Annotated in this window: 12 protein-coding genes and 1 pseudogene; 7 read left to right on the forward strand and 6 right to left on the reverse strand. The window is 69.6% G+C overall.

The genetic code is table 11. From position 1 onward, the window contains the following. The 3 genes and pseudogenes from BMG07_RS36770 to BMG07_RS36780 all read left to right on the forward strand — a co-directional run. Positions 1–310 (forward strand): annotated as a pseudogene (locus tag BMG07_RS36770) (hypothetical protein); the annotation flags it as partial. Continuing rightward, a complete protein-coding gene (locus BMG07_RS36775; protein ID WP_198088616.1) occupies positions 307–912 on the forward strand; it encodes a class I SAM-dependent methyltransferase in 606 nt (201 codons plus the stop codon). The pseudogene BMG07_RS36770 and the gene BMG07_RS36775, both read left to right, overlap by 4 nt. Further along, positions 909–1613: a glycosyltransferase family 2 protein gene (locus BMG07_RS36780; protein WP_198088617.1), complete on the forward strand. Its 705-nt coding sequence runs from the start codon at positions 909–911 to the stop codon at positions 1611–1613. The genes BMG07_RS36775 and BMG07_RS36780 overlap by 4 nt, the downstream gene beginning before the upstream one ends. 30 nt (positions 1614–1643) lie before the next feature. On the opposite strand, the gene BMG07_RS36785 is transcribed toward BMG07_RS36780, so the two are convergent. Genes BMG07_RS36785 through BMG07_RS36810 form a run of 6 tightly spaced genes read right to left on the reverse strand, consistent with a single transcriptional unit; the run spans position 1644 to position 8769 of the window. Next, a complete protein-coding gene (locus tag BMG07_RS36785) occupies positions 1644–3188 on the reverse strand; it encodes an ABC transporter substrate-binding protein (protein ID WP_198088618.1) in 1545 nt (514 codons plus the stop codon). Between the two features lie 41 nt (positions 3189–3229). Continuing rightward, positions 3230–4897: an ABC transporter ATP-binding protein gene (locus BMG07_RS36790; RefSeq protein WP_198088619.1), complete on the reverse strand. Its 1668-nt coding sequence runs from the start codon at positions 4895–4897 to the stop codon at positions 3230–3232. Beyond that, positions 4894–5721, reverse strand: coding sequence for an ABC transporter permease (locus BMG07_RS36795; protein WP_198088620.1), 828 nt, complete (start codon positions 5719–5721; stop codon positions 4894–4896). The genes BMG07_RS36790 and BMG07_RS36795 overlap by 4 nt, the downstream gene beginning before the upstream one ends. Positions 5722–5726: 5 nt before the next feature. Next, positions 5727–6671 (reverse strand): ABC transporter permease, encoded by a 945-nt coding sequence (locus tag BMG07_RS36800; protein ID WP_198088621.1) that lies wholly within the window; start codon positions 6669–6671, stop codon positions 5727–5729. Positions 6672–6698: 27 nt separating this feature from the next. Beyond that, on the reverse strand, positions 6699–7595 hold the full coding sequence (locus BMG07_RS36805) for a hydrolase (protein ID WP_198088622.1): 897 nt from the start codon (positions 7593–7595) through the stop codon (positions 6699–6701). Between the two features lie 13 nt (positions 7596–7608). Next, the gene (locus BMG07_RS36810; RefSeq protein WP_198088623.1) at positions 7609–8769 is read right to left on the reverse strand and encodes a C45 family peptidase; all 1161 of its coding nucleotides are present in this window, start codon (positions 8767–8769) and stop codon (positions 7609–7611) included. Positions 8770–8931: 162 nt separating this feature from the next. Here BMG07_RS36810 and BMG07_RS36815 point away from each other — a divergent pair, with 162 nt between their 5' ends. From BMG07_RS36815 to BMG07_RS36830, 4 genes are all read left to right on the forward strand, one after another. Further along, the gene (locus tag BMG07_RS36815) at positions 8932–9825 is read left to right on the forward strand and encodes a LysR substrate-binding domain-containing protein (protein WP_198088624.1); all 894 of its coding nucleotides are present in this window, start codon (positions 8932–8934) and stop codon (positions 9823–9825) included. 112 nt (positions 9826–9937) lie between these two features. Next, on the forward strand, positions 9938–10249 hold the full coding sequence (locus tag BMG07_RS36820) for a plasmid stabilization protein (protein ID WP_198088625.1): 312 nt from the start codon (positions 9938–9940) through the stop codon (positions 10247–10249). 16 nt (positions 10250–10265) lie between these two features. Next, entirely contained in the window at positions 10266–11129 is an 864-nt protein-coding gene (locus tag BMG07_RS36825) for an NmrA family NAD(P)-binding protein (protein WP_198088626.1), read from the forward strand. A 298-nt stretch (positions 11130–11427) separates the two neighbouring features. Next, the coding region (locus BMG07_RS36830) for an aminotransferase class III-fold pyridoxal phosphate-dependent enzyme (protein WP_198088627.1) at positions 11428–12020 on the forward strand (593 nt) is incomplete at its 3' end.

A 12020-nucleotide genomic window follows, 5' to 3' on the forward strand; every position in this document is an offset into this window, starting at 1 on the left:
GGCGCCGCGACGGCCACCTCGACCACGAAGCCACCGGCGAGGCCTGCGCCATGGCCGCCGCGAGCGCGGCGCGCGCATGGTCGAGGTGCCGGTGTGGGGCTGGCACTGGTCGCGCCCCGGCGACGCGCGCATGCCGTGGCGGCACGCCTTTCGCCTGCCGCTGAGCGAGGAGGCGGTTCGCCGCAAGCGCGCGGCGGTGCAGGCCTTCACCAGCCAGTTGCGGCGCGACCCGTCCACCGGTTCGGGGCCGGTGCTGCGCGCCACCACCGTGCAGCGCGCCGCGCGGCCTTACGAGGTGGTGTTCCTGTGAGCGAGGGGCAGCGCCCTTATTTCGACGCGCTTTATGCGCGCAGCGACGACCCGTATGCGCTGCGCGAACGCTGGTACGAGGCCCGCAAGCGCGCCGTGTTGTTGGCCGCGCTGCCGAAGACGCGCTACCGCAAGGCCTACGAACCCGGCTGCGGCGCGGGCGAACTCACGCATGCGCTCGCGCCTCGGTGCGACGAACTGCTCGCGAGCGATTTCTCGGACCGCGCCGTGCGTGTTGCCAAAGCGCGCACCGGCGAGCTTGCCAACGTGCGTGTCGAAGCACATGCGCTGCCCGCCGACTGGCCGCATGACGCCGGCCCGTTCGACCTGATCGTGCTCAGCGAGCTTTGCTACTTTCTTTCGCACGACGACATGCGGCGCGTGGCCGAGTGCTGCCAAGCCTCGCTCGACGCCGACGGCACGCTGGTCGCCTGCGACTGGCGCCCCGCCTTCGCGCAGCGCAGCCTGCCGACCGAAGCGGTACACGGCATGCTCGGCGCGCTGGGCCTTGCGCGCCTCGTGCTGCATGAGGAAGACGACTTCGTGCTGCGGGTGTGGGCACGCGACGGCCGCTCGGTGGCCCGGCGCGAGGGCATCCGGTGATCGGCGTCGTCATTCCGGCGCACAACGAGTGCGAGCGCCTGGGCGACGCGCTCGCCGCCGTGAAGGAAGCGGCCCGCCATCCGGCGCTGAACGGCGAGGCGGTCGGCGTGATCGTGGTGCTCGACAGTTGCACCGACGGCAGCGACCGCATCGCAGAAGAACATCGCGTGGCGCGGCTGGTGCTGGCCGTGCGCAACGTCGGCGTCGCGCGTGCCAGGGGCGCCGAGCTGTGCATCGACGTCGGCGCGCGCTGGCTGGCCTTCACCGATGCGGACACCGTGGTCGCGCCCGACTGGCTCGCGATGCAACTCGCCGAAGAAGCCGACGCGGTCTGCGGCTGCGTCACCGTCGATGACTGGGCGATGCTCGGCGCCGACAGCGAGCGGGTGAGGGCGCATTTCGACAGCCGCTACATGCATGCCGATGGGCACCGCCACGTGCACGGCGCCAACCTCGGCGTGTCGGCCGAGGCCTATAGACGTGCTGGCGGTTTCGCGCCGCTCGCGTGCAGCGAAGATGTGGCGCTGGTCGAAGCACTGCAAGCCGTTGGCGCGCGCATCGCATGGAGCGCGGCGCCGCGCGTCACGACCAGCGCGCGCACCGACGCACGCGCACGCGGAGGCTTCGGCGACACGCTGCTGGCCATGGTGGCCGCGCTCGCACCGGGCCCCTTGCCGGCGGCGCCTGAAGCATTGGCCTAGTCAGCTGCGCCCGCCGGCCACCGACACGCCTCACAGGCGCGGCTTGCCTTCCCACACCGCGAAGCCGCTCACGCGCTTGCGCACGGCCCAGGCGTCGATGCCGTTGAACAGCATCACCATGGGCACCTGCTGGATCATCAGCGCGTGGATCTGGTCGAACAGCACCTGGCGCTTCTTCGGGTCCGACTCGGCAAAGCTGTCGTCGATGAGCTTCAGCGCCTGCGGGTCTTCCCACACCTTGCGCGACTGCTTGTCCTTCGGGCCCGAGAACTGTTCGTAGCTCAGCGACGGGTCCAGCCGCGACGAATAGCTGAACGAACTGATCTGGTAGTTGCCGCTGTTGTAGCGGTCCAGTTGCGTGGCCCACTCCAGCACTTCGAGCTGCGCGTTGATACCCACCGACTGCATCATGGCCTGCGCCAGCACGGCCACCGTGTAGCTCGGCACGTGGGCGCGCTTGTTGGTCTGGATGGTGATCTTCTCGCCCTTGTAGCCGGCCTCGCGCAGCAGCTTGGCGGCCTGCGCCGGGTCGTAGTGCCAGCCCTTCTTCTGTGCGGCGCTGTAGAAGGCCGAGCCCTTGTGGATGGCCGAGTTGTTGGCCGAGCCCAGCCCTTCGGACGCGGCCGCCACGATCTGCTCGATGTCCAGCGACGCGGCAATGGCCTGGCGCAGCTTCTGGTTCTTCAGCAGCGGGTCGCGCGTCTGGATCAGCAGCACGTTCTTGATGGCCTCGGGCGGCGCCTGCACCGTGAGGTTGCGGTCGTTCTTCATTTCCTGCGCGTCGCTCGACGTGATCTGCCCCGCGTCGATGGCGCCCGACTTCAGGCCCGCCGCCGCCGTGGCCGCGTCGGGCACCACCAGGAACTTCACCGTGTCCACCAGCGGCGCCTTCAGGCCGATGTAGCCGTCGGACCTGGTGGCCCCGGGCGACGAGGTGTAGCCCTTGAAGGCGGTGAGCGTGACGTACTCGCCGCGCTTCCACTCGCCGAACTTGAAGGGGCCCGTGCCCACGGGCTTGTCCCAGCTGCCGTCGGCCTTGAGCGAGCTCTTGTGCAGGATGGCGGTCATGCCGCAGTCGGTGCGCGCCAGCGTGTCCAGGAACACGGCCGAGGGCTTGTTGATCTTCATCACGAAGGTGCTGTCGTCGGGCGTGGCCGTCTCCACCACCTTCAGGCCGTTGCGCCCGTCGTACTCGCTGGTGCAGCGCCAGTCGGTCTTCGGGTCCATGTAGCGCTTCCAGTTCCAGGCCACGTCGGCCGAGGTCAGGGGCGCGTCGTTGTGGAACTTCACGCCCTTGCGCAGCTTGAAGGTGTAGGTCAGGCCGTCTTTGGACATGTCGACCGACTGCGCCAGCAGCGGGCCCACGCTGCCGTCCATGCGGTAGCCCACCAGCCCCTCGACGATGTTCAGCACCACGCCGTCGGTGGTGTTGTCGCGGTTCACGCCGGGGTTGGTGGAGCGGATGTCCGCGGGCTGCGCCACGGTGACGGTGGTCTGGGCGAAGGCGCCGGTGGCGGCCAGGCAGGCGCCGGCTACAGCGGTGCCGGCGGCGAGGCGAAGGGTAAGGCGGGGCATGAAATGACTCCTGCGGGGCAATGACGAAACTTGAAAAACAATCAGGCGAGGGCGGGCGTCTCGGCGCCGAAGCGCCAGCGCAGCCGCACGCCGCCGGCGGCGGTCGGCTCCAGCGCCGGAATGGCCGACAGCAGCTTGCGCGTGTAGTCCTGCGTGGGCGCGTCGAACACCGCGTCGCGCGGGCCCTGCTCGACGATGCGGCCGTCCTGCATCACGATCACGCGGTCGGCCACCTGCTCGACCACGCCCAGGTCGTGGCTGATGAACAGGCACGAGAAGCCGTGGCGCTTCTGCAGTTCGGCGAAAAGCTCCAGCACCTGCGCGCGCACCGTCACGTCGAGCGCCGACACGGGCTCGTCGGCGATCACGAAGGCCGGGCGCCGCACGATGGCGCGCGCAATGGCCACGCGCTGGCGCTGGCCGCCCGACAGCTCGTGTGCGTAGCGCGGCGCGAACGACGTGCCCAGGCCCACTTCGTCGAGCACTTCCTGCACGCGGCGCGCCTTCTCGGCCGAAGACATGCCCTTGACCAGCCGCAGGCCTTCGCCCACGAGTTGGCCGATGGTCATGCGCGGATCGAGCGAGGCGTACGGGTCCTGGAACACCATCTGGCACTGCAGCCGGTAGTCGGCCCAGCCCGCGTCGGAACGCAGGATGGGGCGGCCACGGAACAGGATGTCGCCGCCGCTGGGCGTGAGCAGGCCCGCGATGGTGCGGCCCAGCGTGGTCTTGCCCGAACCCGAGCCGCCGACCACCGCGACCACCTCGCGCGGACGCACCACCAGGTCGATGCCGTGCAGCGCGCGCTTGGGCACGGCCTTGGCGAACAGGCGGCGGTGGCCCGCGTAGTCGACCACCAGGTTGCGCACCTCGACCACGAGCGCCTCGTCGGGCACCCTGCGCGCGGGCAGGCGGCGCGGCATGGCCTGCAGCAGCTCGCGCGTGTACTCGTGCTTCGGGTGTTCGAGCATGTCGTCGGTGCGGCCGGTTTCCTTCACCTCGCCGTGCCGCATCACGACCATGCGCTGCGTGAAGCGCGCGACCATCGGCAGGTCGTGGCTGATCATGAGCACGGCCGTTCGATGCTCGCGCGTGAGGCCGACCATGAGCTCCAGCACGTCGCGCTGCACCACGGCGTCGAGCGCGGTGGTGGGCTCGTCGGCAATCAGCAGCGCGGGCTCCAGCAGCATCACCGACGCCAGCATCATGCGTTGCCGCATGCCGCCCGAGAACTCGTGCGGCCATGCGTCCAGCGCGCCCTTGGGGTCGCGAATGCCCACGCGCGCCAGCATGTCGAGAATGCGCGCCTGCCGCGCGGCCGGCGACAGGTTGCGCCGATGCAGCGCCAGCGCTTCGCCCAGCTGCTTGCCGATGGTCATCGACGGGTTCAGCGAGGTCATGGGCTCCTGGAACACCATGCCCACGCGCGCGCCGCGCAGCTCGCGCAGCCGCGCCGGCCTGGCCTGCGCGAGGTCTTCGCCCTCGAACAGGATGCGGCCGCCCGTGCGAACCAGCGGCGGCGGCGTGAGGCCCATGATGGCGCGCGCGGCCTGCGTCTTGCCGCTGCCCGATTCGCCGACGATGCCGACCATCTCGCCCGGCGCGATGTCGAAGGACACGTTGCGCACGATCTCGCGCCCGCCCGTGCCGACGGCCAGCGTCAGCCCTTCGACGCTGACCAGGGGGGTTGTGGTGGTGGTCGTCGTCATTGCACGCCCTTCATGCGCGGATCGAGCCAGTCGCGCACCGCGTCGCCCAGCAGGTTGATGCCCAGCAGCGTCAGCGCGATGCACAGGCCCGGAAGAATCGAGAGGTAGCTGGCCTGCGCCATGAACGGGCGCGCCGACGCGAGCATGTTGCCCCAGGTGGGCGCCGGCGGCGGCACGCCCAGGCCCAGGAACGACAGCGCGCTTTCGGCCAGGATGACCCAGCCGAACATCGAGGTGGCCAGCACCGTGAGCGGCGCAGTGCAGTTGGGCAGCACGTGGCGCACCATGGTGTAGAGCTCGGAGTTGCCCAGCACGCGCGACGATTCGATGAACTCCTTTTCGCGCAGCGACAGCACCGTGCCGCGCACGATGCGCGTCACCGACGGCGTGTAGGCCAGCCCCAGCGCCAGCACGATGCCGTACTGGTTCGCGCCCACCACCGCCAGCAGGCCCAGCGCCAGCAGCAGGCCCGGAAAGGCCAGCAGCGCGTTGTTGAAGGCCATCACGATGCGGTCGGTCCAGCCGCGCAGGAAGCCCGTGAGCACGCCGACGATGCTGCCCACGACGATCGAGAAGCTCACCGTCAGCACGCTGATCCACACGCTGGTGGAGGCGCCGGCCATCAGGCGCGAGAGCTCGTCGCGGCCGAACTCGTCGGTGCCCAGCAGGTAGGCGGCGCCGGGCAGCTTCAGGCGCGAGCCGAAGTTGATGCGCAGCGGGTCGTGCGGCGTCCACACCGCGCCGCCGATGGCCGCGAGCAGCACCACGCCGACGATCACCAGGCCCAGCAGGGCATTGAGGGGAATGCGCTTTTTTCTTTTCATCGTGCTCATTCGACGGCGACTCTCGGGTCGAAGAAGGGATAGCAGAGGTCGATGACCAGGTTCACCGCCACGTAGATCACCGCCACGAACAGCAGGCAGCCCTGGATGACCGGGTAGTCGCGCGCAAAGATCGCGTCGACCAGCAGCCGGCCCAGCCCCGGAATGGTGAACACCGTTTCCACCACCGCGATGCCGCCGAGCAGGTTGCCCAGCACCAGGCCGATCAAGGTCCACGTGGGGCCGAAGGCGTTCTTGAAGGCGTGGCGCATCAGCACCGCGCGCTCCGACAGGCCCTTGGCCCGCGCATGCGTGATGTAGTCGAGCCGCAGCACTTCGAGCGTGCTGGCGCGCGCCATGCGCATGAGCACGCCGATTTCATGCAGGAACAGCGTGAGCACCGGCAGCAGCAGGTAGAGCAGGCCGTTCTTCCAGTCTTCTGCAATGCCCACGTAGCCCACCACCGGCAGCCAGCCCAGCTTCAGGCCGAACAGCAGCAGCAACAGCAGGCCGAGCCAGAAGGTGGGAATCGACACCAGCAGCGTGGCCGAGCCGACCAGCAGCAGGTCGGGCGCGCGGTTCTGCTTCCACGCGGCGACCATGCCGGCGGGCACCGCCACCATCGCGGCCAGCAGCACGGCCACGAGCACGATGCGCCCGCTGATCAGGAAGCGGTCGGTGACGAGCGAGAGCACGTCCTGCCCGCTGTTGATCGACGTGCCCAGGTCGCCCTGCAGCACATGGCCGAACCAGATGCCGAACTGCGCCGGCACCGAGCGGTCCAAGCCCAGGCGCTGGCGCAGCTCGGCCAGGCTGGCGGGCGTGGCGAGGTCGCCCAGCAGCAGCTGCGCGGGGTCGCCGGGAATCAGCCGTATCAGCACGAACACCGACACCGCCACGATGAGCAGTGTGGGTATCGCCATCGCGATGCGGGAGGCTGCGAAACGGAACATGGGCCTTTTTCCTTGTTGAAGCGGACGTCAGGCCGACGATGACACGGCGCGCGGCTCGCGCAGCGCATACAGCGCGTCGGCGAAGAAGTCCTGCACGGTGTCGACGCAGGCCAAGCCGTTGTGCGGCACGTTGTCCAGCAGGTCGAAGCGCACCTTCACGCCCGCGGCCTCGAAGGAGCGGCGCAGCGTTTCCAGCCGCTCGGGGCGGGTGCGGCCGGCGTCGTTGGCGCCGGGCATGAAGTACTTGCCGCCTTCGCGGTGGGTGATTTCCCAGGTCTCGATGTCGGCCTTGCCGGCAATCATCTGCACGGGCAGGTGGCGCAGCGCGTCCAGGTCGATGGGCTTGCCGAAGCGCTGCTCGAAGTCCCTGGTGCCGACCCACCAGCCTTGCGTGGGGTCGAGCTGCGTCACCGAGCCCGGCGCGCCGATCGACACGGCCCACAGGCGCTCGGGGTGCAGCATGGCGAATCGGTTGGCGAACTGGCCGCCGCCCGAATAGCCGAAGAGCGCGAAGCGGCTGAAGTCGCAGCCGAACTTCTCGGCCACCTCGGCCACCATGTCCAGCAGGATGCGGTCGTAGTGGATGTCGGCCTCCACCAGGTGCTTGAAGCCGTCGCGGTTGCCGTCGCCGCGCACGCCGGCCGGGAACAGCGGGCACAGCACGATGCAGTCGTTCCACTTGGCGAACCCGCTGAAGGCCTCGCGGTAGTTGACGAAGCCGCGGCCGGTGCCGTGCATCACCACCACCAGCTGCATCGGCCGCGCGCCGGGCTTGCCGATGTGCTCGGGCACGTAGGTGCAATAGGAAAAGCGCGGGTCGCTGCGCGCGGCGTAGATGGTGCTGGGGCCCAGGTCGTAGATGGCGCGGGCGCGCTGCTCGGCGAAGGCGGGGGCGGCCGGGGGGGTGCTGGTTGTCGTGGTCATGGCGGGGCGGGCCTTACAGCGTGTATTCCTGGAAATTGCGCGCCTCGTAGGGCTTGCGCGCGACCCACATCACGCGGCTGGCCGCGTCCATGAGGGTGGTGGCCACGGTGGCCGAGATGCTGCTGAAGTCGGCCGGCTTCGGGGTGCGCAGCACGCCGTCGGGCTTGCCGAACTCGTCGGCCAGCGCGGCCTTGACGTGGGGCCAGTCGATGCGGCCTTCGGGCTGGGCGGTCACGCGGCGCAGCGCGTTTTCGACGCGGTGCTGGCGGTAGATGCTGTCGGGCCGCTGCGGCAGGCCGGGGTCGCGCAGCTTGACGATGGCCGAGGGCGACATCCAGTGGTTGGCGTGCACCAGCAGGTCGTTCTCGGGCAGGGTCCAGAAGATCTCGCCGGGCGAGGTCTCCAGGCTGATGCCCGAGCCGTCGTTGCCGCTGGCCTGCGCCAGGATCATGTTGTTGGCGCAGTAGCGCTTCGACGCCCAGACGGCCTTCATGGCCTGGGCCAGGTTGGCGGCCTCCAGCACGCGGCGGCGCAGCAGCACCAGCGGCACGCCGGCGCCTTGCTGGAAGTCTTCGTGGCAGGTCAGCGAATTGCCGGTGAGCGACACGCCGTTGCCGTTGAAGCCGTGGCGCGCCAGCGCGCCGGCCTCGGTGAAGGTCAGCATGTCGGGGTGGCCGGCGTTGCCGCGAATGCGCAGCACGATGCCGGTGTCGACGCACTCCTGGCGCCAGTCCCAGTTGTGGGCGTGCATCAGGCGGCCGGTGGCCGAGCGCGCGGGCAGCACCACGAGGCCGGTGCAGTCGCCGTCTTCCGACGAGGCGGCTTCGGTGTCGACCTTGGCCTTGGGGTCGACGGAGCCCTTCATGTCGGCATAGCCAAACAGCATCTCGGTGCGGCAGTTGATCATCACGATGTCTTCGAGCGGCACGCCCGCGCCCTCGGCGATGCCGCGCATCTCCTCGAGGTAGCTGGCGTCGTAGGCCTCGATCAGCGGGAGCATGGAACGGGCCAGCCGGGCGATGGTGGCGTCGTCGAGGCCGCGGCGGCCGAGCTGGGCGCGGTAGAGCGCCACGCCGCCGGCCACGCGCTCGGGCACCGCGCGGCCGTGCTGCACGCCGCGTTCGCGTGGCGTACCGGAAACATCGACGAGGGGAAAGTATTCGGGGGTGGTCATGAGAGGTGGAGGGGCTGTGTTGTTCTTGTCATCGGCCTGCCGTCTGAAGGCGCTAGGGCAATGACCATGGCCCGCATTGTTTTGCAGGTACAGGAAAAATAAATTTAAAAATTATTTAGAATTAATAAAGAAATTCTTTCTCTTTTCTGGGCCGCCCACGCCATGAGCACCATCCGCTTTCTTCGCACCTTCGTGGCCGCGGCCCGGGGCGGCTCCTTTGCCGCGGCGGCCGACCAGGTGGCGCTCACGCAGGCGGCCGTGGGCCAGCAGATGCGCGCGCTCGAAGCCGAAATGAAGAAGACGCTGTTCGACAAGACCGGCCGCACCATGGTGCTGAGCCCGGCCGGCCACCTGCTGCTGCCGCGCGCCGAAGAGCTGCTGGCGCAGTACGAGTCGATGCGGCGCGACCTGCAGGACCAGCGGCAGATCGCCGGCACCATCAAGCTCGGCTCGCTGATTTCGGCCATGGGGCTGCTGTCGAGCACGCTCGCGCAGCTCAAGTCGCTGCACCCGAACCTGGAGGTCGAGCTGCGCGTGCGCGAGCAGATGCAGCTGATGGAAGACGTGACCAGCGGCGAGCTCGACGCGGCCGTGGTGGTCGAGCGCCAGTGGCCCGACGTGCCGGGCCTGCTGTGGACGCGGTGCTACGACGAGGCCCTGGTCGTCATTGCCAATGCGGGCGTGGCCGCGCCCGACACCCACATTGCGCACCTGTTCGCCACGCAGCCCTTCATCCGCTTCGACCGGCGCACGCCGACCGGGGCGCGCATCGACCGCATCCTGCGGCGGCTGCAGCTGGTGCCCAGGGAATTCCTGGAGCTGAACTCGCTGCTGGCCATTGCCGAGCTGGTGCGCAAGAACGTGGGTTTCACCATGGCGCCGCTGCTGAAGAACTTCGACTGGGAAAGCGACCCCGCGCTGTGCGTGCTGCAGCTGCCGGGCCGGCCGGTGGCGCGCCGGCTGGGCATGCTGGAGAACGGGCGGCGCAGCCACATCACCGGCGTGGTCCGCGAGGAAATGCTGGCGCACCTGCGCCGCATGAAGCCGGGCTCCTGACACGCCCTTGACAGAAGACAGACTGCGCTGACGCGCGGCGCGTGCGTCTTCTTACCCGCGCGGTGGTGCGTACCCCCAGCATGGGAAGCTTCTCAACCGAAGGAGCCATGCCATGCCAAGAGGCGACAAGTCGTCCTACACGGACAAGCAGAAGCGACAGGCCGAGCACATCGAGGAAGGCTACGAACACCGGGGCCTCGGCAAGGGCGAAGCCGAACGCCGCGCCTGGGCCACGGTGAACGCCGAGACCGGTGGCGGCAAGAAGTCGGGCTCGGGCCGGGGCAAGGCCGAGAACCATGCACCGGCGCGCAAGGGCGGTCGCCTGGGCGGCGCTGCTGCCGCGAGTCGCACGGCCGCCGAGCGTTCCGCATCGGCGAAGAAGGCCGCGGCCACGCGCAAGCGCAACGCCGAGAAGCGCGGCTGAGCACGGGAGCCGCACGATGCACATCATTCTTGGCGCGACGGGCCATGTCGGCTCGGCGCTCGCGCAGGCCTTGCTTGCGCGCAACGAACCCGTGACCGTGGTCACGCGCGATGCCGGCAAGACCGGTGCGCTGCGCAACAAGGGCGCGCACGTGGCGCAGGTCGACGTGTTCGACACACCCGCGCTGCACCGCGTGCTGCAGGGCGGCCAGCGCATCTTCGTGCTGAACCCGCCGGCGGAGCCATCGACGGACACCGTGGCCGAGGAGAAGCGGAGCCTGCACGCCATCGTCGCCGCGCTCGAAGGCTGCAGGCCCGAGAAGATCGTGGCCGAGTCGACCTACGGCGCGCAGCCCGGCGAAGGCATCGGCGACCTGGGCGTGCTCCACGAAATGGAGCAGGCGCTGCAGGCCGTGCCCGCGCCGTTGGGCGTGATCCGCGCGGCGTACTACATGAGCAACTGGGACGCGTCGCTGAAGACCGCGCGCGAAGAGGGCAAGGTGCACACCATGTACCCGCCCGACTTCACGCTGCCGATGGTCGCGCCGCACGACCTGGGCGAGTTCGCGGCCCGGCTGATGCTGGGGCCGGCGGAATCGTCGGGGCTGTACTTCGTCGAAGGGCCGGCGCGCTATTCGTCGGCGGACGTGGCGGCGGCGTTTGCCGAGGCACTGGGGCGCCCGGTCGAGGCGGTGCAGACGCCGCAGGCGCAGTGGGTGGCGGCGTTCGAGGCGCTGGGCTTTTCGCAGGCGGCGGCCAGGTCGTATGCGGCCATGACGCGGCTCACGCTGGAAGCCAAGGAGGCGCCCGAGCGGCCGGAGCGCGGCGCCATCTCGCTGCGCGACTACATCACCGCGCTGGTGAGAAAAAGCTCGGCCTGAGCGGGTGTCGCAGATCCGCCATTGGCGTGTCCGAAAGTTGCGGAGGTACCTCGCTCTCCAGCGAGAACCGGACATTCCACGGCGATCTCTGGCGGCAGCCTGACAACTTGCAACGCACCCGCCCTTGGGCCCGCGCGCACGATGCCGCTGTCTTGCGCGACGTTGCCCCGAACGCGCGCGCTACCCCGGTCAACATCGCCCAAAACACCGCCATTTCGCAGCCGGAAAACCGGTTTGCCGGCAGCGCAACGCGTCGATACGATCCCGCGCCTTGTCCCTCAATCCAAGGAATGCGCGGGTGCCTCCAACGACCGATTTTTCCGCCGGCAATGCCGGCTGGCAGCAGCGCAGCCGTCGCCATGTGTGGCACCCCTGCACCCAGAGCATCCGCCTCGAAGCCGCGCCGCCGCTGCCCATTGCGCGGGGCGAGGGCGTGTGGCTGTTCGACCATGAAGGCAAGCGCTACATGGACGCGACCAGCTCGTGGTGGGTCAACCTGTTCGGCCACGCGCATCCGGCCATCAACGCGGCGCTGAAGGCGCAGCTCGACACGCTGCCGCACGTCATGCTCGCGGGCTGCACGCACGCGCCGGCGGTGGAACTGGCCGAGCGACTGGCCGCGCTCACGGGGCATGCGCTGGGCCATTGCTTCTACGCGTCGGACGGCGCCTCGGCGGTGGAGATCGCGCTGAAGATGAGCTTCCATGCCTGGCGCAACGCGGGCCGGGAGCGCAAGCGGCGCTTCGTCGCGCTGCGGCAGGGCTACCACGGCGAGACGCTGGGCGCGCTGCACGTCACCGACGTGCCGGTGTTCCGCGACGCCTACGCGCCGCTGCTCGCGAACGCGCACCTCGTGGCCTCGCCCGACGCGCGCACCGCGTGGCCCGGCGA

Source organism: Variovorax sp. E3, assembly GCF_016082275.1.
Classification (GTDB): Bacteria; Pseudomonadota; Gammaproteobacteria; order Burkholderiales; family Burkholderiaceae_C; genus Variovorax.